Annotated in this window: 23 protein-coding genes and 1 pseudogene; 14 read left to right on the forward strand and 10 right to left on the reverse strand. The window is 58.3% G+C overall.

What is annotated here, in order from left to right; genetic code table 11:
* Positions 1-73: 73 nt before the first annotated feature.
* The 3 genes and pseudogenes from folE to apcD form a co-directional block, all read left to right on the forward strand.
* Positions 74-643: pseudogene (gene folE, locus ACVWY9_RS08675) on the forward strand (GTP cyclohydrolase I FolE); the annotation flags it as partial.
* A 181-nt stretch (positions 644-824) separates the two neighbouring features.
* Positions 825-2,249: a type IV pilus twitching motility protein PilT gene (locus ACVWY9_RS08680; protein ID WP_457388108.1), complete on the forward strand. Its 1,425-nt coding sequence runs from the start codon at positions 825-827 to the stop codon at positions 2,247-2,249.
* 191 nt (positions 2,250-2,440) lie between these two features.
* Positions 2,441-2,926: an allophycocyanin subunit alpha-B gene (gene apcD / locus ACVWY9_RS08685; RefSeq protein WP_011431857.1), complete on the forward strand. Its 486-nt coding sequence runs from the start codon at positions 2,441-2,443 to the stop codon at positions 2,924-2,926.
* Positions 2,927-2,930: 4 nt separating this feature from the next.
* On the opposite strand, the gene ACVWY9_RS08690 is transcribed toward apcD, so the two are convergent.
* Positions 2,931-3,614 carry a HEAT repeat domain-containing protein gene (locus ACVWY9_RS08690; RefSeq protein ID WP_414341875.1) on the reverse strand — a complete coding sequence of 228 codons (684 nt, stop codon included), beginning with the start codon at positions 3,612-3,614 and terminating at the stop codon, positions 2,931-2,933.
* Positions 3,615-3,706: 92 nt separating this feature from the next.
* On the opposite strand from ACVWY9_RS08690, the gene rpsO reads away from it, so the two are divergent.
* The 5 genes from rpsO (at position 3,707) to ACVWY9_RS08715 (ending at position 9,791) form a co-directional block, all read left to right on the forward strand.
* On the forward strand, positions 3,707-3,982 hold the full coding sequence (gene rpsO, locus ACVWY9_RS08695; protein WP_457388087.1) for a 30S ribosomal protein S15: 276 nt from the start codon (positions 3,707-3,709) through the stop codon (positions 3,980-3,982).
* A 36-nt stretch (positions 3,983-4,018) separates the two neighbouring features.
* Complete coding sequence (locus tag ACVWY9_RS08700; RefSeq protein WP_457388088.1) at positions 4,019-4,456, forward strand: photosystem II biosynthesis protein; 438 nt, start codon at positions 4,019-4,021, stop codon at positions 4,454-4,456.
* A 95-nt stretch (positions 4,457-4,551) separates the two neighbouring features.
* Positions 4,552-5,745, forward strand: coding sequence for a nickel pincer cofactor biosynthesis protein LarC (gene larC, locus ACVWY9_RS08705; protein ID WP_457388109.1), 1,194 nt, complete (start codon positions 4,552-4,554; stop codon positions 5,743-5,745).
* A gap of 83 nt (positions 5,746-5,828) precedes the next feature.
* Entirely contained in the window at positions 5,829-7,856 is a 2,028-nt protein-coding gene (locus ACVWY9_RS08710; protein ID WP_457388089.1) for an ABC transporter ATP-binding protein/permease, read from the forward strand.
* A gap of 153 nt (positions 7,857-8,009) precedes the next feature.
* Positions 8,010-9,791: an NADPH-dependent assimilatory sulfite reductase hemoprotein subunit gene (locus ACVWY9_RS08715; protein ID WP_457388090.1), complete on the forward strand. Its 1,782-nt coding sequence runs from the start codon at positions 8,010-8,012 to the stop codon at positions 9,789-9,791.
* A gap of 9 nt (positions 9,792-9,800) precedes the next feature.
* Here the strand turns inward: ACVWY9_RS08715 and ACVWY9_RS08720 are convergent, their stop codons facing one another.
* Complete coding sequence (locus ACVWY9_RS08720) at positions 9,801-10,367, reverse strand: adenylate/guanylate cyclase domain-containing protein (RefSeq protein ID WP_457388091.1); 567 nt, start codon at positions 10,365-10,367, stop codon at positions 9,801-9,803.
* 244 nt (positions 10,368-10,611) lie between these two features.
* Positions 10,612-11,100, reverse strand: a complete 489-nt coding sequence (locus ACVWY9_RS08725; RefSeq protein ID WP_457388092.1) for a 2Fe-2S iron-sulfur cluster-binding protein — start codon at positions 11,098-11,100, stop codon at positions 10,612-10,614.
* A 173-nt stretch (positions 11,101-11,273) separates the two neighbouring features.
* Between ACVWY9_RS08725 and ACVWY9_RS08730 the strand changes: the two genes are divergently transcribed.
* Entirely contained in the window at positions 11,274-12,098 is an 825-nt protein-coding gene (locus ACVWY9_RS08730) for a tetratricopeptide repeat protein (RefSeq protein WP_414332323.1), read from the forward strand.
* 79 nt (positions 12,099-12,177) lie between these two features.
* On the opposite strand, the gene ACVWY9_RS08735 is transcribed toward ACVWY9_RS08730, so the two are convergent.
* Positions 12,178-12,525: an STAS domain-containing protein gene (locus ACVWY9_RS08735; protein WP_457388093.1), complete on the reverse strand. Its 348-nt coding sequence runs from the start codon at positions 12,523-12,525 to the stop codon at positions 12,178-12,180.
* 153 nt (positions 12,526-12,678) lie between these two features.
* Between ACVWY9_RS08735 and ACVWY9_RS08740 the strand changes: the two genes are divergently transcribed.
* Positions 12,679-13,860, forward strand: coding sequence for a glycosyltransferase (locus ACVWY9_RS08740; RefSeq protein WP_457388094.1), 1,182 nt, complete (start codon positions 12,679-12,681; stop codon positions 13,858-13,860).
* Positions 13,861-13,868: 8 nt separating this feature from the next.
* Here ACVWY9_RS08740 and ACVWY9_RS08745 read toward each other — a convergent pair whose 3' ends face one another.
* Complete coding sequence (locus ACVWY9_RS08745; RefSeq protein WP_457388095.1) at positions 13,869-14,663, reverse strand: Uma2 family endonuclease; 795 nt, start codon at positions 14,661-14,663, stop codon at positions 13,869-13,871.
* Positions 14,664-14,870: 207 nt separating this feature from the next.
* Between ACVWY9_RS08745 and ACVWY9_RS08750 the strand changes: the two genes are divergently transcribed.
* Positions 14,871-15,563 (forward strand): response regulator transcription factor, encoded by a 693-nt coding sequence (locus ACVWY9_RS08750; protein WP_457388096.1) that lies wholly within the window; start codon positions 14,871-14,873, stop codon positions 15,561-15,563.
* A 63-nt stretch (positions 15,564-15,626) separates the two neighbouring features.
* Here ACVWY9_RS08750 and ACVWY9_RS08755 read toward each other — a convergent pair whose 3' ends face one another.
* Positions 15,627-15,776, reverse strand: a complete 150-nt coding sequence (locus ACVWY9_RS08755) for a hypothetical protein (RefSeq protein ID WP_187147255.1) — start codon at positions 15,774-15,776, stop codon at positions 15,627-15,629.
* A gap of 90 nt (positions 15,777-15,866) precedes the next feature.
* On the reverse strand, positions 15,867-16,067 hold the full coding sequence (locus tag ACVWY9_RS08760) for a hypothetical protein (protein ID WP_414351157.1): 201 nt from the start codon (positions 16,065-16,067) through the stop codon (positions 15,867-15,869).
* Positions 16,068-16,717: 650 nt separating this feature from the next.
* Here ACVWY9_RS08760 and ACVWY9_RS08765 point away from each other — a divergent pair.
* A complete protein-coding gene (locus tag ACVWY9_RS08765) occupies positions 16,718-17,479 on the forward strand; it encodes an E3 ubiquitin ligase family protein (protein ID WP_414342134.1) in 762 nt (253 codons plus the stop codon).
* Positions 17,480-17,512: 33 nt separating this feature from the next.
* On the opposite strand, the gene ACVWY9_RS08770 is transcribed toward ACVWY9_RS08765, so the two are convergent.
* Entirely contained in the window at positions 17,513-18,067 is a 555-nt protein-coding gene (locus tag ACVWY9_RS08770) for a DUF4079 domain-containing protein (protein WP_457388097.1), read from the reverse strand.
* 239 nt (positions 18,068-18,306) lie between these two features.
* Between ACVWY9_RS08770 and ACVWY9_RS08775 the strand changes: the two genes are divergently transcribed.
* A complete protein-coding gene (locus tag ACVWY9_RS08775) occupies positions 18,307-18,798 on the forward strand; it encodes a phycobilisome linker polypeptide (protein WP_457388098.1) in 492 nt (163 codons plus the stop codon).
* A gap of 266 nt (positions 18,799-19,064) precedes the next feature.
* Positions 19,065-21,419, forward strand: coding sequence for a polysaccharide deacetylase family protein (locus ACVWY9_RS08780; RefSeq protein ID WP_457388099.1), 2,355 nt, complete (start codon positions 19,065-19,067; stop codon positions 21,417-21,419).
* Between the two features lie 40 nt (positions 21,420-21,459).
* Here ACVWY9_RS08780 and ACVWY9_RS08785 read toward each other — a convergent pair whose 3' ends face one another.
* Together ACVWY9_RS08785 and ACVWY9_RS08790 are read right to left on the reverse strand one after the other, a co-directional pair.
* Positions 21,460-22,599: an alpha-D-ribose 1-methylphosphonate 5-triphosphate diphosphatase gene (locus tag ACVWY9_RS08785; protein ID WP_457388100.1), complete on the reverse strand. Its 1,140-nt coding sequence runs from the start codon at positions 22,597-22,599 to the stop codon at positions 21,460-21,462.
* Complete coding sequence (locus ACVWY9_RS08790) at positions 22,580-23,275, reverse strand: ATP-binding cassette domain-containing protein (protein ID WP_011431839.1); 696 nt, start codon at positions 23,273-23,275, stop codon at positions 22,580-22,582. The genes ACVWY9_RS08785 and ACVWY9_RS08790 overlap by 20 nt, the downstream gene beginning before the upstream one ends.

Here is a 23,275-nt window from a genome sequence, read left to right on the forward strand (position 1 = left end):
CAAAGCCCATTTCAAGTCTCGGGTGATTCGAGATCGAGCCACTTTTGCGGAAGAAGAATTGGGTAGCTCGGATGTCTCAGATCCGGCTATGGTGGCGGCGGTGGAGACGCTGCTGCGGGGGATCGGGGAGGATCCCCAACGGGAGGGGCTGCGAAAAACCCCGGAACGAGTGGTTGCGGCTTTGAAGTTTTTGACCAGTGGGTATCGGCAGTCTTTGGAGGAGCTACTGAACAGTGCCATCTTTGATGAGGGCCATGACGAGATGGTGCTGTTGCGGGATGTGTCTCTGTTTAGCCTGTGCGAGCACCATCTGCTGCCCTTTATCGGCAAAGCCCATGTGGCCTACATCCCCAAGCAAAAGGTGGTGGGCCTAAGCAAAATTGCCCGTATCGTCGAGATGTACTCCCGCCGCCTGCAGGTTCAGGAACGCCTGACACGGCAAATTGCTGAGGCCTTGATGGAGGTGCTGGATCCCTACGGGGTGGGGGTGGTTATCGAGGCTACCCACATGTGCATGGTGATGCGGGGGGTACAAAAGGCCGGCTCCTGGACGGTCACCAGCTCGATGGTGGGGGTGTTTCAGGAGGATCCCCGTACCCGCGAAGAGTTTCTGAGTCTCATTCGCCATCCGTCCAATTTTTAGGGAGCTTCCCGGAGCTTTGCCGGTGGTTGGGTTGAGTTAACCCTCTGCTCAGGCTGGGAATACTAGCCTAAGATTGACTCAAACCCTGCCAGAAGCGAGGCTTGTCATGAGCGAGGTCAGCCCCGAAAACCAGTTTCCCACCGATTTGGACTCCAATTGGCAGCCCCCGGCTCCGCCGGTCATGCAGCGTCCGCCTCGTCCGGCTGCTCAAACGCCCCCGGTGGAGCCTCCAACGCAACTGGATCCAGTGCTCGGTTCAGCCTCCCAAGGGACGGGATCCCGGCCTGCCAATGCCAAAAACCCCCCCAACCCCATTCTGGGTCGGCCCCTTCCGCCTGGTGTGGCTGTCGCTCCCCCTCAGGTGCCTGTGCCTGTGCCCGATCCTGTCGCTCCCCCTCGAATGCCCCCGCCCACTCCGGCTCCGGCTGCTGCTGCTCGGCCTCCAGTGTCGCCACCTGTCCCCACTCCTGCTGCCCCGCCTTTTGCGCCACCAGCTCGCCCAACGGCTGCCGGTCGGATCCCGGTGGCTCCAGCTGCTCCTGCGGGCCTGACTCTGCGCCAACTGGTGCAGGAAGCCTATGACAAAGGCTACTCCGATATTCATTTGGGGGTGGGGGAAGTGCCTCGCTTTCGGGATCGGGGGCAAATGCTTTTGACCAACTACCCGGTCACCACCACCGAGATGTTCTATGGCTGGCTGCGGGAAAGCCTGCCGGAGAGCCAAATTCGCCAGTTTGAGGAATGTTTGGAACTGGATACTGCCATCCAGTACGAGGGTTTGGTGCGGTGTCGGGTCAACTGCTTTGTTTCCCTTCTTGGCCCGGCTATGGTGATGCGTCTGATCCCGTTGAAAATTTTGACGCTGGAGCAGTTGCGGGCACCGGAAGTGCTAAAGCGCATTGCCGAAGAGCACAAAGGCTTGGTTTTGGTGACCGGCCCCACCGGCTCCGGTAAGTCCACAACCTTGGCAGCGATGGTGGACTACATCAATTCCAACTTTCCCAAACACATCATTTCCATCGAGGATCCCATCGAATTTGTCCACCAGAGCAAGAAATCGATGGTGCGGCAGCGGGAGGTCGGGATCCACACCCTGGAATTTGCCAATGCCCTGAAAGCCTCTCTGCGGGAAGATCCGGACATCATCCTGATTGGGGAGATGCGGGATCGAGAGACAGTGGATATTGCCCTGAAGGCCGGCCAGACGGGCCACTTGGTCTTTGGAACCCTGCACACCAACAGCGCCGTCCGCACCATCGAGCGTCTGCTGGGGATTTACAAGCCGGAAGAACAGGAGCCGATGCGTCTGCAACTGGCAGAAACCCTGGTGGCGATCATCGCTCAAACCCTGGTGCGCACCACCGATGGCAAGCGAGCTGCGGCCCACGAGATCATGCGCAACACCGATGCCATTCGGGACTACATCAAGCGGGGGGCGGTGGATGAAATTGAGGAGCTGATCGCCGACGGCTCCTATGAGGGCATGTGTACCATGAATCAATCCCTGTTTAGGCTTTACCAGGAGGGGCGGATTACCGAAGAGGTGTGTCTGGAAGCTGCCCCGCGCCGCAATGAGATGGCCCAATGGCTGCGAGGCCGGATCTAGGGCCAGTCTCGAGATGGAGTCATGCCAAAGTGCTTGAGGGAAGGTTTGCCCTATCCTAAACTGGGAGCAGCCGGCAGCGCTGGCTTGCCGAGCTACCTGCTCATCTCTTGGGCCGACCTTGGGCTGGGGGGATGGGTTGCGAATTGATGAACCGAATTGAAAGCAAGTTAGAAAACAGGAGAATCCCTACCGTGAGCGTGATCAACCAGATCATCGAGACCGCGGATGACCAGCTGCGTTACCTCTCAGTTAGCGAACTGGAAGCCATCAGGAATTACATGACCACCGGCGAGAGGCGCTTGCAAATCGCTCAGGTGTTAGCAGAAAACAAAAAGCGCATCATTGACCAGGCCCAGAAGCAGCTATTCGCCAAGCGGCCCGAGTACGTGCAACCCGGTGGCAATGCCTACGGTGACAAGCGCTACAACCAATGTTTGCGAGATTACGACTGGTATCTGCGTCTGGTGACCTATGGCATTATTGCCGGCAGCAAAGAGCCGATTGAGTCTATTGGCCTGATAGGGGTGCGGGAAATGTACAATGCCCTCAACGTACCCATCGCCGGCATGATCGATGCGATTGTCTTTTTGAAGGAAGCTGCCCTCAGCTTGTTGGAGCCGGCGGCAGCCGCTGAAGCCGCCCCTTACTTTGACTACATCATCAATGCCATGAGCTAGGGAACTACAGGGATCCCAAGGCAGCCCGGGCATGTACGGCCACCTGTTCTTGGGAATCCTGGGCCAGCCGGGTCAGTCCGGCGCGAGCGGCTTCTGTTCCCAACTTGGCCAGGGCAATGCAGACGCGGTAGCGCAGTTGCCAGTCGTCGGAATCAATGAGGGGATCCAGGTAGGGGATGGCCCGCGGATCCCCCAGATCGCCCAAGGCAGCGGCAGCGGCTGTGGTGATCAGCTCGCTCTTGTCCTGCAAAGCTTCCACCAGAGTGTCGAAGGCGGCAGGGTTCCCCAGCTCTCCCAGGGCAGCGATGATGCTAAACCGTACCAGCCACTCCGTTTCCCGCCGATAAGCTTCCAGGAGATCGTCCAGCGCCTGTGGCTGCTTGAGATCCCCCAGGGCAGCGGCGGCAGCAGCCCGCACATCGAACTCCGGATCCTCTCGCAAAGAGCGCTGCAAAATGGGCAACAGTAGGTTCGGATCGACGCCAGACAGGGTGCCCATCTGGCTGATGGCAGCATAACGGACGCGGGCATTCTCGTCGTGAATCGCTCGCTGCAGCAATGTCAGGGCTTCTGGCCCAGGCAGTTCTCTGGCTTTGTTGACAGCGCGCAGCCGATTTCCCAAGTCTTGTGAGTTCAACAGCTCCAGCAAAGCGGGCAGTGCCGGAGGATCCCCAGAGGTTGTTGTCATATCCCATTCTCTCCATAACCCTCCTCGGCCATAGCGAGGGAGGAAAAGCCGATGTTATTATCTTGAAGCAGTGCATCCAGTCCCTTGATCTTATGGCCTTATTGCAACAAGAGAAGCAGCAGATCATTGAGAGCTATCGACTGCACGACACCGACACCGGTTCTGCCGAGGTTCAGGTGGCTCTGCTCACCAATCGCATCAACCAGCTCTCTCAGCACCTTCAGAGAAACCCGAAGGATTTCAACTCCCGCCGCGGCCTGCTGATGATGATCGGTCGTCGCAAGCGTTTGCTCAACTACATCGCCAAGCATTCTCCTGACCGCTTCCGGGAGCTGGCCGAACGGCTGAACATCCGGGTGAAAAAGTAGGCAGCCCATCCAAAACGCTATCGGAGATCTGTCTTCGTGGGCAAATCCAGCCGCCAGTCCAAAACCTTTCGCCGTCGCTCCCCCTCCGCCTCTGTTGAGGTGGAGAAGAAGCCGGCCAAGAAGGAGCCTGTTGCCGTGATTCCCCCTGAGGTCAGCCGGCGGATGGTGCGGCGGATTCTGGTGTTTTCTGGGATCCCTTCGGGGCTAGGTCTGAGCAGCTTTTTTGTGAATTACTATCTCTTGACCAACCACGTGGTTCCTCTGCCCCCTTACTTCACCTTGGCGGAGTCGCTAACTTTGTTTGGCCTTGGTTTTTTGGGCATCAGCTACGGTGTGTTCTCAGCTTCCTGGGATCCCCAGCCCGGATCCCTGCTGGGCATTGGAGAGTTTCGGCGCAATTTGGGCAACATCATCCAACAGTGGCGGGAATCTGCTGCCCGATCTTCTGAATCTTCCGACTCTGGAGAAGCTTGATTCTTCTCCCATCGCCTTTTCCAGGCCGGTTGCTGCCTACAATCAAGAGGGATCCCATCCATCCCGGCGGCAGCGGCTACCCCCAGTTCTCCAGCATGAAAATAGCCTACTTCGACTGTGCGGCGGGCATTGCCGGCGATATGTGTCTAGGAGCCCTGCTGGATTGCGGGGTGCCTTTGGAGTACCTCAACCGTCAGCTCCAGGCGTTGGGCATCGAGGGGGAATATAGCCTGCAGGTGAGCCGGGTGCAGCGGTGTGGGCAGCCTGCTCTGCAAGCTGTGGTGGAGGTGCTGGGATCCCAGAGTGGGGGATCCCCTGCTCGGCATTGGGCAGAGATTCAGGCTTTGATCGCGGGATCCCAGCTTTCCCCAGCCATTAAGGCCCGCAGCTTGGCGGTGTTTGAAAAGTTGGCGCAGGCGGAAGCAAAAGTCCATCAGATGCCTGTGGAAAAAGTGCACTTTCACGAAGTGGGGGCAGTGGATGCTTTGGTGGATATTGTCGGCACTTGCATTGGCCTGGATTGGCTGCAGGTGGAGCGGGTGTTGTCATCCCCCCATCCTGTTGGGGGCGGCTGGGTGAGCACAGAGCATGGCAAATTGGCCGTGCCGGTGCCGGCGGTGATCGAGTTGTGGGAAATGGGCCGCGTGCCGGTGTTCAGCAACGGGGTGGAAGCCGAGCTGGTGACCCCCACAGGAGCAGCCTTGGCTGTGGCGTTGGCGGAAGAGTTTGGCCCCTGTCCGCCGATGCGGGTGGAAAAAGTGGGGCGTGGGGCCGGTGCCCAAGAGCTGCCCATTCCCAACGTGTTTCGTCTGTGGATTGGGGAAGCCGATGGGGGAGAGCTAACGGAAACGGTATCGGTGTTGCAGACCCAAATCGACGATCTCAACCCCCAAGTGGTTGCCTACACCTGCGAGCAGTTGTTGGCCCTCGGGGCCTGGGACGCGTTTACCCAGCCGATCACCATGAAACAGGGGCGGCCGGGGATCCTGCTTACCGTCATCTGTCCGCCGGATCGGGTGCCGGAGTGTCAAGATCTCATCTTCCGGGAGACCACCACCCTGGGCATTCGCCACTTCCAACAGCAGCGCACCCTGCTGGAGCGGGTCATTGAGCGGGTGGAAACCCCTTACGGCCTGGTAGACATCAAGGTAGCCCGCCACCATGGCCGCATCGTCAACGCTCAGCCGGAGTTTCGCGACTGTGTGGCCCGCGCCCAGGAGTTTCACGTGCCGGTTCAGACGGTGTGGCTGGCGGCCCAATCGGCTTGGCAAAACCGGTTGCAAGGTTGAAGAGACACCGAACCTGTTCCACCCCCAATGGAATTTGCTCCTATTGAACACAGATTGGCACCCATGGCCTGCTAGCCTGGGAGATGTCGATCTTGCTCTCTCCGCCGACCGCAAAAATGGAATCCCAAGCCTCTCAATTTAACTTCGACCGCAAACTGTGGGATCGGTTTATCACCGTGGCCCAGCCCTACTTTTACCCCAGAGTGCGCTATGGGGGCTGGATCTTTTTGGGCTTGCTGGCAGCGGCCATGGTGTTTGTGGTTGCCCTGATGTTCTTTGTGGAGATTGGGGTGACTTTAGTCGGTCAGGCCCTGTTCCCAGAGTTTTTTACCAATGTGGCAGCCGGATTGGTGGCCCAAACGGAGAGAAACTTGTCCTCGCCGGTGCTGTGGGTAGCCGCGATCAGCTTGGCTTTGAGCAGCCTTTGTTTTGGGGCAGTGTGGCGGCAGCTTCGCCAGCGCTGGTTGCAGTGGGTGCTGCTCACCTTTTTGCTGTTTCTGTCGCTGACGGTCAACCGGCTGAACGTGATGATTAGCTTTATCTTTCGGTTTATCGACACAGCTCTGCAGCAAAAAGAAGAGCCCACTTTCTGGCAGTTTTTGATTATTTATGGAGTGCTGATTATCTCAGCCATTCCGATTTTGGTGATCTACCGCTACACTCGCCTCAAGCTAGGGCTGTTTTGGCGAGAATGGCTGACCGATCATTTTCTGGATCGCTACTTCGATCAGCGGGCTTATTACGAGCTGGATTCCAACGCCGCCAACACCGAAATCGACAACCCCGACCAGCGCATTTCCGAGGATGTTCGCTCCTTTACTGGCACCACCCTCTCCTTCCTGTTGGACATTCTCGACTCGATTCTCACCCTCTATGCTTTTACTGGCATTCTCTATGGCATTTCTCGTCCGTTGGCGTTGGGGCTGGTGGTCTATGCCACCATTGGTACCGCCATTGCCATTTTGGCTGGTCGCAAGCTGATCAAAATTAACTTCGATCAACTGCGCTACGAAGCCGATTTTCGCTACAGCTTAGTGCACGTGCGGGATAATGCCGAGTCCATTGCCTTCTACCAGGGAGAGGATCAAGAACTCAGGCAAATTTTGCATCGCTTTGGTGCGGCCTTGCGCAATTTTAATTTGCTGATCATCTGGCAGGCCATCATCGATATTTTCCAATACGCCTACAACTATTTCACCCGCATTGTGCCCTATGTCATCGTCGCCCCCCTTTACTTCAGCGGCGTGCGAGATTTCGGCACCATTACCCAAGCCACCATTGCCTTCAGCCAGGTGTTGAGCGCCCTCTCCATTGTGGCCAACCAGATTCAAAGCATTTCCAGTTTTGCCGCTGGGATCAACCGCTTAGGCTCCTTTCACGAGTCTCTGGAAGATCCGGCGCTGCGCCACACCGGCGCTCGGGAAAGCAACATTCAAACTCGCATTGCCCAGCAATTGGCGCTAAACCACGTCACTTTGCTCACCCCCAATTCAGAACGAACCCTGGTGCGGGATCTCTCCTTCGCCTTGGAAGCCGGCCAGCGGCTTTTGATTGTCGGTGTTAGCGGCAGCGGCAAAAGTTCCCTGTTGCGGGCCATTGCCGGCCTATGGACCAACGGCCAGGGATCCATCGCCCGCCCAGATACTCAGGAGATGCTCTTTTTGCCCCAGAAACCCTATATGCTGCTGGGATCCCTGCGGGATCAACTGCTCTATCCCAAACGCCGCCGAGACCTCACCGATGAAGATCTCATCCGAGTCTTGGCCCAGGTGAACCTGGGAGACTTGCCGGAGCGGGTGGGCGGCTTTGATGTGGAGAAAGACTGGGCCAGCACTCTCTCCCTAGGGGAACAGCAGCGTCTTGCCTTTGCCCGCATTTTGATCACCCAGCCCCGCTACGCCATTTTGGACGAGGCCACCAGCGCCCTGGATGTGGCCAACGAAAAACTGCTCTACCTGCAGCTGCAACACCTGAACACCACCTACATCAGCGTTGGGCATCGCCCCACCCTCCTGGCCTACCACGACTTGGTCTTGGAGCTGCAGGGGAATTGTGCCTGGCAACTGTGGTCGGTGCAGGAGTACGGTGCCCGCCTAGCCCTGGCCAGCTAGCAGCGCCGACATCTCCAGCTGACTCAAATGACAAGCTTTGCGGGTTTGGAACAAAACCCGGATAAGAGGCTGACTTTTCCAACTGGACGCTCTTCAAAGGAGGTGATAGCCTGTTATTCACAAGTATTCCGACCGGTTTACTGGAGATTATCAATGCCCCCCATGATCCCATCCGAGGCCAAGCGTTCCAAGGTGGAGCAGATCAAGGCAGACAGCCACTTTCTACGGGATCCCCTTCAGCAGGAGCTGGCCCAAGACACCACCCACTTCAGCGAAGCAGCGGTGCAGGTGCTGAAGTTTCACGGGGCTTACCAGCAGGACGACCGGGATCGGCGGCAGCAGCGAAAGCAGGAGGGGCTGGAGCGGGCCTATTCGATGATGTTGCGCACCCGCATCCCAGGGGGACACGTGCCCCCCCAGCTTTACTTGACCCTGGATCGGCTGGCCGATGAGTACGGCAATGGCACCCTGCGAGCCACAACGCGGCAGACGTTTCAGCTACACGGGATCCTCAAGAAAAACCTCAAGGCCACCATAGCCAGCATTCTCAAACAGATGGGATCCACCCTGGCCGCCTGCGGCGATGTCAACCGCAACGTGATGGCACCGGTGGCCCCCTACAAAAATCGCCCTGCCTATCGCTATGCCCAAGAGTATGCCCGCAAGCTGGCGGATCTGTTGGCTCCAAAAACCTCTGCCTACTACGAGATCTGGGTGGATGGCGAGCCGGTTCCCATCCCACCAGTGGATGAGGAAGTGGTGGAAGCCGAGAAGTTTGTCGGCAACGGGGTGAGGTTAGAGGGCCCAGAACCCCTGTATGGCCCCGTCTATTTGCCCCGCAAGTTCAAGACAGCCATCACCGTAGCTGGGGAAAACACGGTAGATGTGTACTCCCAGGACCTGGGCTTGATTGTGCTCACCGACCGCAAGGGCAACCTCAAGGGCTTCAACATTGTGGTGGGTGGGGGCATGGGGCGTACCCACGGCAAGGAAGAAACCCAGCCCCTTTTGGCCCAAAAGCTCTGCTTTGCCCCGCCGGAATCGGTGTATCGGGTTTGCCAGGCCGTTTTGGCGGTGCAGCGGGACTACGGCAACCGGCACGATCGCAAGCAGGCGCGGCTGAAGTATCTGGTGAGAGACTGGGGGATCCGCAAGTTTCGCCGTGTGGTCGAGCAGTACCTGGGGGAGAAGTTATTGCCCTTCCGGCGCATGCCCAAGTTTGTCCCCAACAGCGACGACTACCTAGGCTGGCACGAGCAGGGGGATGGCCGTTGGTTTTTGGGCATCTCCATTGAAAATGGCCGCATCCAGGACACCCCAGAGCGACAGCTCAAGACGGCACTGCGCCGGATTGTGGAAGCCTTTTCTCTGCACGTGCGGCTGACCCCCACTCAGGATTTACTTTTCATCGACATTGCGGAGCAGCAGCGGGATGCCATCAACCAGATCCTCAAATCCCACGGGGTGCTCTCCAAAGAAGAGATCCCTCAACTGGTGCGGCTGTCGATGGCCTGTCCGGCGCTGCCCACTTGCGGCTTGGCCATTACTGAGTCGGAGCGAGCTTTGCCAGGGCTGGTGCGCCAGTTGGATCGGCTGTTGCAGGAGCTGGATCTGCAAGATTCGCCCTTCTTGGTACGCATGACCGGCTGCCCCAACGGCTGTGCCCGACCCTACCTGGCCGAGCTGGGATTGGTGGGATCCGCCCCCGATGGCTACTACCAGATTTGGCTGGGAGCCAGCCCGCAGGGGGATCGCCTGGCGCAAGTGTTTCAGGATCGGGTACACATCAGCCAGATCGTGCCGCTCATGAGAGTTCTCCTGCAGGTCTACAAGCAGGAGCGCCGTCCTGGCGAGAGCTTCGGCGACTACTGCCACCGGATGGGGATCCCCTATTTGCAGGCCCAAGTTCAGCAAAGGGATGGCGTTTTTGCCTGAAGGGATCCCTCAAAAACGAGACCAAGCCTGTAGCCATTCCCGGAGCGCTTCCAGCCATCCAATCGGTTCGGGCTTGGCTGCTTCTGGAGCTTCCTCCTCGCCAGCCGGCAAGCTAACTTGGTCAGGGTGCACCCTGTAAACTCGGATGGGTTTGGCGTTGGGAAAAGGTTTCACCGAAAGAGGCTCCACCTGCAGGAGTTGCCCTTCCACTGCTCGATACACGGCTGCCGAGATGAGCAACCGGGAGCTCTGTTCCTCAGACTGTTCCCCCCCTTGCGAAACATCCTCAACCGACTCCAGCCAGGTGGCAAACTGAACCGACTTCCCGAAGGCGGACAACCGCTGCGGATCTTGGGGATCGAGGGGCAGCAAAAGGACTGGGCCGTAGTGGATCCCGATGGCAAGCTTGACCTGCGGGTAGGAGAGTTGCCGCAAACACCTGTTCAACTCCACCACCGACTGCCCAAGCGCCAACCCCGCCTGCAGCGCCTGCTGTATGGCCAGCTCGGGTTGTTTGAGACCAAACAAAGCCAGACTTCTCAGCCCGCTCTGGTTGGCCAGTACTGATACATTCACGCTGAACTCTCCTGAACATGGTTCAGGAAAGAAGCGATCGCATCCTGCCTATCTCTGAGCAGGAAGGCGGTATCCCGCAAAGCCCTGAGGAATACCCCCCGAGCGCTTTCCCCCTTCACTTCCCGGCAACCGTTGCGGTGGACTCAAGGATCAGGGGGAAACTTGGTCTACTATATCCCTCTCAATGACTTTTGCCAAACCGCCTAAAGCTCAGTAAATTCAGCAAAGTTCAGGGTTTTGGGGGTTAGAGGCATGCTCCCCCATATTGCTGCACCAAGGCCCCCATTTGGGCGAAGTAGCGACCCAAGGTGTAGACAACATCGTAGGGAAAGTTCTCCTCGTCGAAGTTGGCCGTCCCCCGCAGGGAAGCGCTGAGAATGGCGGCGGTGACTTGGCTGCCGACCGAATGGGCCTGCAATTGATGTTGAGCTACTTCCACATCTGCTTTATCGATCACCAGCCGTTGCAGGGTGACATCTCCAGTGATGCGGGTTTGACAGGCCAGACGAATATGCACAGGAAGGTCTAGCCGTTGAGCTAACTTCTTCTCGGCAGGAGTCATGCTGCGGCAGTTTTGGCTGCCTTCCAAAATCAGGATGCGACAGGTGGAGCAGGCGGCATTGCCCCCACAGGCATGGACATGGCGCACCCCCGCCTTGAGCAGATTTTCCAGAACCGTGAGCAGGGGATTGGCTTCCAAGGTGAGGTTGTCGGGGTAACAGGTGATCCGCATGGTTAAGAGGGAGTGAGGGGTGGCAAAAAGATTCAGCACTACCTAAATTCAGTACGGCATTGCCCTCCCCTTGGATGCTGTTTTCAAAAGTTTTGGGTATTGGGTAACCTCACCCCGCAGCCTGCCCCGGCGCCGATGATAGAGTACAGAGGAGTCTTCTGCGCGAGCCCTTTATGCCTCAGTCCAAACCCCAAGAATCCCCAGCCCGCAAGCTCCTCAACATTTTGCTGCTGGTGGTGGGCACGGTAACTTTCTTGGGCTTCTCCTTTGGCCCGCTATTCCAGGCCCTCGGGCCTTCCGAATCTCCAGAGGCCAGCCTGGTAACCGAGCAACTGCGGGCCCAGGCGGACGGCTATCGCGTCGTGCTGGAGCGGGAGCCGGATAACCCCATTGCCCTGCGGGGGTTGATCGACACCCAGCTGCAGCTCAACGAGCCGCAAGGGGCAATCGAGCCGCTGAAGAAGCTGGTACAACTGGAGCCCGAAAATCGGCAACTGAGAGCCTTTTTGGCCGAAATCCAGCAGGATACGGGGGATTTTGAAGGGGCATTAGAACAGCTCCAGATCCTTTACGAGGGGGATCCCAAAGATGGCCAGGTGCTGCAGCAGTTGGTGGATGTGCAGCTAACCCTGGGCCGCACCTCTGAGGCCATTGCCCTGCTGGAGAAGCATCTTGAAGAAGTGCCGGAAGATAATGATGTACGTTTGCGCTTGGCCTTTGTCTACGCCCGCAACAACCAGACTGAGAAAGCTGTAGTCCTCTACGACAAGTTGATTGCGGCGGATCCCAGTGATTTCACCCCCGTGTTGGGCAAAGCCATAGCCCTCAGCTCCGCCACCGATGAAAACCTACGGGCAAAAGCGCCTGAGCTGTTTGAGCAAGCAGCCCGGCTGGCCCCGCCCCAAGTTCGGGAGCAAATCCAGCAGCAAGCAGAGATTTATGCTCAGGTGAACCGGCCCCAGACGGTCGAGAACCAAAACAGCAACCCCTCCCCCTGAGCAGGTTTTCAACCGTTAGGCTAATCCAGGTGTTGAGAAGCTGATCCCTGACGGTTCTCAGTTGACCCGATAGGGAGAGCTACGGAAAAGACTCAAGTGCCTTTTCTACAGAGGGGTAGATCTCGTAAATGGTATCCAAACCGACGATGGCGAAGAGCAGCTTGACCTGCTCCTGCAGGCTGCAGAACTTGAGTTGATAGCCCGAAGCGCGGCAATGGCGATGCGCCCAAACCAGAACCGACAACCCCATGCTGTCGATCAGGCTAACCTGACTAAGATCCAACAAGAAATGCCCCGGTTTCTCGGTGAGAATTTGGCTTAGCTCTTTCCGTACCTCGCGGGCAATCGCGGCGTTGAGCCTTTCACTGTGCAATTTCACAACCGTAACAGGGGATCCCTTGTGGCTGAGCTGGATGAAGACATCCATGAAAAGCCCGTCAGGTTTGAGGGGGGATGGGCACAGGCACGATGGAACCAAACTGATTTTGAGTTGCTAAATCACCATGAGTATGAGTTTGTCTTCCCTGGGCTTCTCTTGCAAGCATTCTTGGACACTTTTCCCTTACAGGTTAGAACTGGCATGAACGGGATCCCTGCCTGGGCTGGAGATGCTGCCGCCCTGAGTCTATTGGTTATGCAAGTGCCGATGCTGGCGGTGCTGCTGGCGCGGCTGCTGCCCTCTTTGCGGCGCCCTTCCCCTCTGCCTCCCGGTCAGCCGGGGATCCCTTTGCAGCCGGGCTTGGTCAGCGTGTTGCTGCCTACTCTCAACGAAGCGGAACGCATCGATCCCTGCCTAGAAGGATTACACCAACAGGGATCCGTCCTGCGAGAGGTGCTGGTGGTGGACAGCCGCTCCCAAGATGACACCCCCGAAAAAGTGCTGCAGATGGCCAAGCGGGATCCGCGCTTCCGTCTGGTAACCGACGATCCCTTGCCCAACGGATGGGTGGGCCGCCCCTGGGCCTTGCACTATGGATTTCTCCAGTCGGATCCGGCCTCTGAGTGGATCCTGGGCATTGATGCCGATACCCGTCCCCAGCCAGGATTGGTGGAGCGCCTGCTGGAAACTGCCCAGGCCCAAAGGCTCGACCTGATCACCCTGGCACCGCAGTTTATCTTGCAGCACTGGGGGGAAGGCTGGCTGCAACCGGCTCTTTTGGTGACCCTGATCTACCGCTACGGGGCAGCCGGAGACACCGCCACCCTGCCGGAACGGACGATGGCCAATGGGCAATGTATGCTAGTGCGCCGGTCGGTGCTGGAAGCCATGAACGGCTACACGCTGGCGCGGGCCTCCTTCTGTGACGATGTCACCTTGGTGCGGCAGATTGCGGCAGCCGGCTTTAAAGTAGCTTTTTACGACGGTCGGCACCTGCTCAAGGTGCGCATGTACACTTCTTTTGGCGAAACTTGGCGAGAGTGGGGCCGATCCCTCGATTTGAAAGATGCCACCCCTGTGGCCCAGTTGTGGGGGGATATAGCTCTCCTCGTCCTCACCCAAGGGATCCCTGGGCCGGTGGTTGTAGGGCTGTTGGGCAAAGCCGGGATGGGGTTTCCCTTTTCCCTGACGGAGCAGGTGCTGCTGGGGCTTAACCTAGGCTTACTGATTCTGCGCTTAGGTGTACTGCTGGGCATTCGCGGCTCCTATCAGGATCCCCCTTGGACGTTCTGGATGTCGCCTCTGGCGGATCCCTTGGCCGTTCTGCGGATAATCCTATCTGCCCTCAGCCGGCCCCGCTCTTGGCGCGGGCGCACCTACTAGGAGAGCCCTCAATCGGCTATTGCCTCGGGATCCACGCCCAACTCCCGCAATTTCGCGGCTAGGCGCTGCTGTTCCAGACGGGCCTGTTCGAGGGCTGCTTCTGCCGCCTCAGCCCGCTGCCGCTCCTGTTCGGCCCGCTGCCGCTCCTGCTCTACCTGTTCGATTCCCCATAGGAGCAAATTCCCATCGGCAGTCCACCACCGCAACCAGTTGGCTTTGGTCTCGGCTTTTTGTCCCCGCCACACCCCCAAAAACAAGCCAATCTCCGGGATCCAGTAGCGACGGTTTTCATCCGCCGATACAGGGGTATAGCGGCCATTCTCCAGGCGGTAGACATCCAGCTCACCGGTTTTGGGATGAAAGATTACATAGACAGGCACCTGCAAAATGCGCTCGTAGAAATACCATTTTCCATAGGGATAGTGGGGATTGATGGAGTACTCGCCGCCCTCGGTTTCGGAGATGAATTCCATCACAATCGCTGGGGGATTCCCTTCTAGGTGTGGGGTATAGCTGCGGCGGATCTCTCCTTCGGGAATCGGCTGTACTGCGGGCACATAAACCCAGTCGGGGGCTTTCACCACCACCTTGTCCCCGACAGTGCTGCAAAGGCCAAAGTTGGAGGCGATCAAAGCCTGGGCAGGGATCATCTGAGCGAGTTCCAATGCCTCACGCAGAGCAGCAGCCAAAAGGGGCTGTAAGGTGCTTTCCACAGGCTCATCCGGCAAGGGAAAGTCTTCCGGCAGTTTTTCCCATCGAATGGGAGGTAGGGGCGGGGTGAGCCGAACAGGAGAGAGGGTCATGGCTTAGGATACTCATGGTGATAAGGTACATGAATGCCTTTTGAATAACTCAAAGCACTTGCTGATATCAACCCCAGGCAATTCCACAAGGCTGTTGCAGGCTAGGACGGATTCAGTCATCTCGACTGCCAATCCATACGGTTGAGATATGCTTGGGGGCAATGAGCAAGTTTTTCGGCGTCTTCCTTGGATTCAGCAAGAGAGCGTATGCCAGAGCCTGAACCCACTTCTGCCCACATCCTGGTGATCGAAGATGAAGCTAAGCTGGCTCGTTTTGTGGAAACGGAGCTGACCTGTGAGGGATATCGAGTCAGCGTAGCCAGCGATGGCATGGCCGGGTTGAGGGCAGCCTGCGACCAAAACCCCGACTTGGTGCTGTTGGACTGGATGTTGCCCGGCATCTCAGGTTTGGAAATTTGTCGGCGACTGCGCTCAACGGGCAACCGCGTGCCGGTGGTGTTGATGACCGCCAGAGATGAGGTGGCGGATCGGGCAGCAAGCTTGGACGCTGGGGCGGATGATTACGTGGTCAAGCCTTTCAGCATTCAGGAGCTGCTGTCTCGGATACGGATCTATTTGCGGCAGCCAAGGCGATCCCGCGACGGCCAGTTGGTGTTCATGGATCTGACCCTGGATCCCGTAACGCGGGAGGTAAACCGGGGAGAGCGACAGGTGGAGCTGACGGCCAAAGAATACGACCTGTTGCGCTACTTGATGGAACACCCCCGTCAGGTGCTCACCCGCCAACAGATCCTAGAGCATGTGTGGGGCTGCGACTTCACGGGCGACTCCAATATCATCGAGGTCTATATTCGCTACTTGCGCCTCAAGATCGAAGGCCCAGGGGAGAAGCGCCTTATCCAGACGGTGCGCGGGGTAGGCTACGTGTTGCGCGATTGACATGCCCCCCGCCCCAAAGAGCAAGGATTCTGGTTCCTGGTTCTGCGACAGCACTTAGCTGTATCAGGTTTCCCCTCCACGACGGCGGTGCCTATCTCCCCAGTCGTTCCCCCAAGCGCTCCGCGCCGCTAGCGTGAAAGACTTGGCCAAGTGGTGATTTCTCACCAAGTTCTGCACCTGCAAGTCCTCATAAACCACAATGTCGTGAGACATTCCCACACACTGGGCTAGCTCAATAACCCGGTCTCTACGCTGGCGCCAGACTTTGATTTGGTTGAAGTGTACCTCGCCAAGCCGCTTCCTCTACTTGTGGTAGTTGCTGTATTGAGGTTTTACCCCCTTCCTATTCACGCCAGCGGGCCGTGGGCCTAACTTTCTGCTCAGTCTTCTTTGCTGTTGCTTCAATCTCCTTTCGGCACGACGCAAAAACTGGAGACACGGCACAGCTTGCCCACTGCTGTCGCCCACATCCAGCCCCACCACCTGGCCGGTGTACTCTGTCATCCAAGGCTTGGTACTGCGCTGGAGTGGCGTTGAGGAGTTTGGCTTCTCTGACCAGCGTGGGTGTATCTTATCGCAGGTCTAACAGGGCAAAAGCCGTCCTGGAAGGGCGGGGCTTCAGGCCTAGCTTCTTGGTAAAGTTTGGAACTGCCCGCATTCGGGATTGCCTTAAACTTCTCTTAAATCCTGTTTCACAGGTAACTGCTAGCATGAGGCCAACTTCACTCCCACCCCCGGAAAGGAAGGCCTTTATGAACTGGCTGATGCTGCTTGGTCTGCTTTGTCTTCCTGCCTCTCTGTTTTCGTTTGTTGAGTATTTGCGCTCCCAAAGGTTGGTTCAACAGCTCTCTGCAACTCGGTTGCTCAAGATAGCCGAGCTTCGCCATCTCGGTCAGACCAACCCCCAGGCAAAAGGAGCAAACTTGGCTCAAGTTTACGGCAGGGTTGTGTGCGATCGGCCTTTGGTATCGGAACTTTCGCGACAGCCTTGCGTCTACTACAAGTCTGAGATCTCTTGGGAGTATGACGAGATCGAATGCTATCGAAGGTATTTGAATAGCCAAGGCGATGTAGCGTATAGCGAACGGATCAGCGAAGGCGAATATCAGAACGCTCTACGCTTGGGATCCCGAGCAAAATCCTATCCGGGGGAGATGGTCGGGAAAAAGCCCGGCTTGGGCTACTCTGACTCCGGTTCTTTTCAGAAAAGGGTTGATCCCGACTACTCTAATTCTTTTCCACAAAAGCCCAACCCTGGCTACCCCGGTTCCGGTTCTTTCCAGAAAAAGCCTGGTTACCCCGACTACCCCCAGCAGCTTGGCTCTCCAGGCTATCCTCAAAAATCGCCGTTTTCCGAAGTAAGCTCTCCCCAAAAACACTACGCCAACGTGTATTACGATCCGAGCACAGGTCGGGAATATCTCCTTGAAAGAGAGACGAGAACGAGAGACGAAACCCTTCACTCGGTGGTTCGCCAGATCCCTTTTTTCATCGAAGACGAAACTGGAAGGGTGAGGGTGGATCCCACAGGTGCGGAGATAGAGGCTATGTCGGTTGTGGATGAGCATATTTTTCCAGGAAAAGGGCCCAGCCGGTTCAACTTCAATCTCAAGCGCTACCTTTCCGGAGTGAGAACAGAAAATCGCTCCACCCGAGCTTTTATCTATAAGGAATGGGTGATTCCGGTGGATGCGATGGCGTTTACCATGGGGCAGGTGCGTTTTGAGGCAGGGGATCCCGTGATCCGAAAACCCCTTTCTGGGGAAAGGTTTATGATTGCCCCCAAATCCCCTGAAGCCCTCTTGGAAGAGCAGCGCTCCAATGCCAGCAGCTACCTGGTGGGATCCGTCGTCCTGCTGGGTATCGGCATTTTCACCGTGCTCCACCTGCTGCAATCCCTGCAGCCTTATCGCTAGTTCCTGCCCAGGCAGAGGGAAGCCTACTGCCACTCACAACGACAAACCCAGCTTGAGCCCAAGCAGGGCATGGGCAAACAGTACACATAGAATGAGGCTGCCCACATAGGCATGGGTGGTGCGCAAAGCAGCGCGGTTGCCCCCAAAGCCGCTGAGGGACAAAGATCCATTCACCGCCAACAACAGCAACACCAGGGATCCCGTCCAAAAATGGGGGCTGCTCAACAGGGGCTTCCCTTGCATCACCAGAGAAAGAAGGCCGCCAGTGTAGCCCAAGGCAATGAAGGTGGCCATCCAGGGGGCCAATTTGCGGTGGTCAAGCAGAGGCTTCTGGGCCGCTTCCGGCAGGGATCCCTCTGGCGCTGTGGAGGCGGCTGCCAGACGCAAGGCCCGTCCTCGCCACCCAGTCAGGCCGACAAAGCTGCCCATCACCACCACCACGATCCCCATCATCAAGGGGTGACCCCATTGCACAATGGGTTGGGGCAAGTTAAGGCCGGCAAAAAACTGGGCTACGGGCTGCAAGGTGGCGGCTAACCCATCCGAAGCTGCCGACAGATCCGGCAAGGCCAAGCTCAACAGGTTCATGGCGCTCCCTCTACCTCCGCAATAAATCTACAGCTGCTTAACAAATCTACAACACCCCAATTCTAGAATGGGAGGACATCAGTGATCTCCCTCAATTCGTTGAAGGGAGGACGTCAGCTGACCCATGCCAGCGGGAAGCTTCTGGTGGGCACCTGGCAGCGGTAGAATGTCTGACGGTAAAGCTGTGGCTGTGAGCGGCTCTCTCGCCACTGAGTGCTGAGCAAAACGGAGTTGTTGAGATGGCCAAGTTGTTGTTGGGGGATCAAGCCTTTGAGGTCGAGCTGCTGACGGATGTGCCCACCAATTGGCCGGGAATTAAAGTCATGTCTAAGGGGGCCAAGCTGGACATTCCAGCGGGAACTGTGGTGAAGGTGGAGGCCGAGGATGACCACATAGCCGGCTCCTATAGGGTGGTCTATCGTTTGGCGCCTGCCTATCCCCGCAGCTGGCGGCTACTCCTGGAGCGGGAGAGCGTCGCCACGGCGCCTCAGGTGGCATCGGCTCCAGAACCAGAGGTTGCTCAGGCCAGCAGCTCAGAAGGAGGGCTGCCCAATAGCGATAAAATCTTCGCCATCAAGGTATCCGGCCTCGTGGGAGGAGGTGTGCGCAGAAGTGTTGTCGAGTACAAAGTGCCCTTCAGCCGCCTTTCCCAAGAAGTGAAACGGATCACCCAAATGGGAGGCAAGATCGTCAGCATTGCCGAGTCCAATCTGCTAAGCACCCTTGAGTAGCGGGCGGCTTCCTGGGAGGTTCTGGGTTCTTTCAGGCCACCCGTCCAGGCCGTTCTGGTTCAAACAATTTCAACGAGGGATCCCTGTAGAAAGCATGCGGCGATTTCTCCCCTATCCCCAACCTGAGGATGGGGTGGTAGGCTGGCGTTGGTTTTGCCGTTGCCTGGAAGGCTGCCTTTTCCTGCTGTCCTGGGGGTGGGCTTTGGGTAGGAAAAGGCGTTCCGGCGAGGGCTGAGCTTTTGCAATTGGGAGTGGGGAGTGAGGCCATGACATCTCGACGACAGCCGACGCGCTTGGGAGGGTCGATGCCCCAAGGCCATGCAGGCTTTGGGTCAGCAAGGGGATCCCAGCCGTACCCCTCGCCCACTCCACGACAAAGCTTTTCCTCTTCCTCTCGACGTCCGCTGGCCAAGTCTCGACCGAGGTTACTCCCCTTCTTAAGCTTGCTGGTGATCCTGCTGGGATTTGGGGCTGGGGCCCTGGTGGCCTGGGCAACTGCTCATCCCGACTGGGTCAGCCGCCTGCCGGGGCTCTCGCCACCTCTAGCGGAGATCGCTGCCCCCCGCGCCCACGCTAAAGCGGCTCAACAGCGCTTGCCCATCTCCTTAGAGACCCAACTGGAGCGGGATCCCTTTGCTTTGGATCCCTTGGCCAGCCTTTCTTATGTGCCCGCCATCATGTATCACGATGTGGTGGCTGGCCGCAAGCAGGTCTGGTTCGACACTACGGCGGCGGAGCTGCGGCAACACTTTGAGGCCATTAAGCAGGCGGGGTTGACCCCCATCCACATCGACCAACTGTACAAACACCTGCGGGACGGGGATCCCTTGCCCGAAAAAGCCATTTTGCTCACTTTTGACGACGCCTACCTGGGCCTGTACGAGAACGCCTACCCCCTTTTGAAGGAGTACAACTACCCCGCCACCTACTTTGTGCAAACCGGCTTTGTCGGCGTGCCCACCAGCAAGGATCACTTCACCTGGGATCAAATGCGGGAGATGGATGCCAGCGGGCTGATTGACTTTGCCGCCCACACCGTCACCCATCCCCCTGACCTGCGGGTGCTAGACGATGCCCGCCTACGGCGGGAAGTGTTCGACTGCAAGACCAAGCTGGAGCAGGAGCTGGGCCACCCCATCCACTACTTTGCCTATCCCGAAGGCAACCGGGACGAGCGGGTGAAGCAATACCTGGCCGATGCCGGTTACCGGATGTCTTTTACGATGGATCCTGGCTTTACAGGACAATCGCCCAACCTGCTGGAGGTGCGACGCTTTAACCAGTTTCGCCTCACCGAGGCCATTCTTGGCGCCCGCACCTTTAGCCTCAGCCGCAGCCTCGACTACTGGCTGGATGTGACGCAGCCTCTGGCTCTGACCGACGAGATCATTGACGGGGTGCGGGTGCTCACCATCCGCGGCGGACGGGCAGCCACAGTGCACGCAGAACGGCGCTACGAAGTCAGGACGTTGGTCCAGCGCTACCAGGCCGATGCCGGCATTAACGGCAGCTTCTTCTCCATCCCCTGGATCAACTCTGCCAGCAACGTCATGGTGGGGCCGGCGATGGCTGCCAACCACAAGACCTTCATCCCCGGTCGCCCCGAAGACGACAAGGTGGTGCGCGGTCGCCCCTTGGTGCTGCTGGGCAGGGATCGCCTCCGCTTTGTGCCCTTTGATCCCGACACCATGACCCACTTGGAGAACATCCGCCAGTTGATGCCGGATGTCACGGATCTGTTTGTGGCCGGTCTATGGCTGGTTAAGGATGGCCATGCCCTCTCTCCGGCGGAGATCAACTCGTTCCGCCTTGCCAGCGCTGCTGAGTTTCGCCCCAGAGCTTTCTTTGGGGTAGATGACCAGGAGCGGGTGGTGATCGGAGTTACCAAAACCCACGTCAACGCCGCCATCCTGGCCAGTCTGCTGCCCAAAACCGGGATCCGGGAAGCCGTGCTGCTGGACTCTGGCTTTAGCACCTCCCTGGTCTACCAAGGGGAGATCCTCGCCACCGGCCATGCCGGTCCCAACCAGCCCAGCCGTCCTGTGCCCCATGCCATCTTGCTCTACGACCTGACTCGCCTTTGGCGGGAGGATCCCCATCCCGAGGCCAAGGCTGGCTCTGAGGGAGATCAGCTGGAAGGGCTGGTGCAACTTTTGCCAGCTAGCGACCAAGATGCAGCCAAAGCCCAGCTAGAGAGCGTCTTGGCCAGCCAACGCACTTTGAGGCGGGGGGATCGGGGGGCGGCGGTGGTGGCGGTGCAACTGGGGTTGAGCCACCTGGCCACTCAGCAGGGACGGCTGGATCTACTCCCTTCGGGCCCTGATGGGGTGTATGGTCAAGAGCTGGCCCAGGCAATGGCGGAATTGGTGCTGGCTGCACCTGAGCGCAGTGAGATGGGATCCCTTCCTCAAGCCACCCCCACCCCCCTGGTGGCCGGAACGGCGACAGCCCGCCAAGGGGTGGACATCATCGATGCTCAACTGCTGCGGCGTCTGCTGGAGCGCGTTAACTTGGCCTCTCCCTCGGTACTGGTGGATACGCGCTTAGAACGGCCTGCCCTGTCCCTGGAGCGCAAGCCAACCCGGAAACTGCTGCCCAGGGTTGCCTTCGGGCAGGACTAAGTCTTGTCTTCGCCTTCCAACCTAGGCCTTGGCGGGAAGCCTAGAAGACCCCCCTCCAACAGAGGCTATCTCTGAGAAAGACGGGCCTGCCGGCAACGAATACACCCATAACCTGGAAGGGTTTCTCCCGCAGCACCACTAGATCGGCTCTTAGGCCTGGGCGAAGGGCTCCCCGATCCTGCAGACCAACCGCCTGGGCAGGGTTGTGAGTGACCAAAGCTATGGCTTGGGGCAGATCCAGCAGCTGCTTCTCCGCCAAGGCAAAGGCAGCCCTCAAGGCTGAAGCGGGGGAGTAGTCAGTGGCCAAGGCGCCTAGGGCTCCTACTTGTAGAGCCTCCGAAGCGGAGAGATTGCCGACATGGGAGGATCCCCTCAGGGCATTGGGAGCCCCCATGACCACCAGCAGGCCCAGTTTCCGCGCTTCCAAAGCTGCTGCTAGGGTAACCGGAAACTCGCTAATTTTCAGGCCCATCTTGGCCATTAACTGAACCTTGGCGGGGCAGTCGTCGTCGTGGGAAGCCAAAGGTACCCCCAAAGCTTGCGCTTGCTGAGCCAATTGGGCAAAGCTCTGCAAGGTCTCCTCCCCCGCCTTGGCCGCCAAACTAGCGGCAACCTCCTCGGAAGGCCGGGCCAGCTGGCGAGCCATGTAGCGGGTGTAGTCCTCCGGCGTCCGGAATTGGCCTTGGCCGGGGGTGTGGTCCATGAAGGAAAGGAGATCCACCCAGCCTTGGCTGAGAGCTTGGCGAACAGCTGCTGCTCCCAAGGGGCGCGAGAGTTCATAGCGAGCGTGGATCCTCAAGTCCAGAGCCAGCTGGGAACGCAGCGCCACCAACTGCTCTGCCATAGCCAAGGCCGTTTCTGGGCTGCGCCAGCCAGGCAGGCCTTCCCAAAAGGACAGAGTTACAAAGGCAGTGGTAATCCCCGCCGCCAAAGCTCGGTTTTCCCAAATCCCCAAGGCCATGTCCACCGCCAGCTGTACCCCTGGGCGCGGCTCCAGCTCGGGCTCCAGGCTATCGGTATGGAGGTCGACTACGCCGGGCACCAGGGTAAGTCCTCGCAAAGGGATCCCTTCCCCCACTTGCCCCTGCCGAATCTCGGCAATCCGCTCCCCCTCCAGCCGCAGGGATCCCACCGGGAGGACACCATCGGGGAGAACTAGCTTAGGCCCTGCTAGCCACATTTGCCCTCACCTCCAGGGAATAGGTTTTGTCAACCAAACCCGACACATCGTCTAAGGAGTGAAAAACGCCAATGATAGCTGTTCCCTGCTGCTTCAAGGCTCGTAGGCGTTCTCGCAAGGCCAACTTGGCTGCAGTATCCAAGCTGGCGGTGGGCTCGTCCAGAAGCAGCAGCGGATAGGGGTGGATGAGAGAGCGAGCCAAGTTGACTTTCTGTTTCTCGCCCCCCGAGAAGCTGGTTGGAAAAGTCTCCAGCAACTCTGGCTTCAGACCCAGCTCCAGGAGCAGCTCTGCTGCTCGATGTCGCGCTTGGTTTTCCGCTACTCCCTGCCACAGCAAGGGCTCCGCAACCAGCTCCAAGGCCGTGGTGCGGGGCCTGGGATCCAGAAACTGGCTGACGTAGCCGATGCGCTCGCGGCGGATTGCTAACACCTCGCGATCCCCTAAGCGGGCCAGATCCACCGTTCCCAGAGGGGTCTGCAGGAGGGCTTGTCCTGCCGTAGGCCAATAGCTGCGGTAGAGGGTTCGCAGTAGAGAAGACTTGCCAGAGCCGTTGGGGCCCTCCAGCAGCAAAAACTCTCCGGCTTGCAGGGAAAAGCTCACCTGCTGGAAGGCCAGAACCTCTCGCCCCAGTCGGTGAAGAAAGAACCGTTTTTCTAAGTTAACGACCTGCAACAC

The organism is Thermostichus sp. OS-CIW-31 (assembly GCF_054060305.1).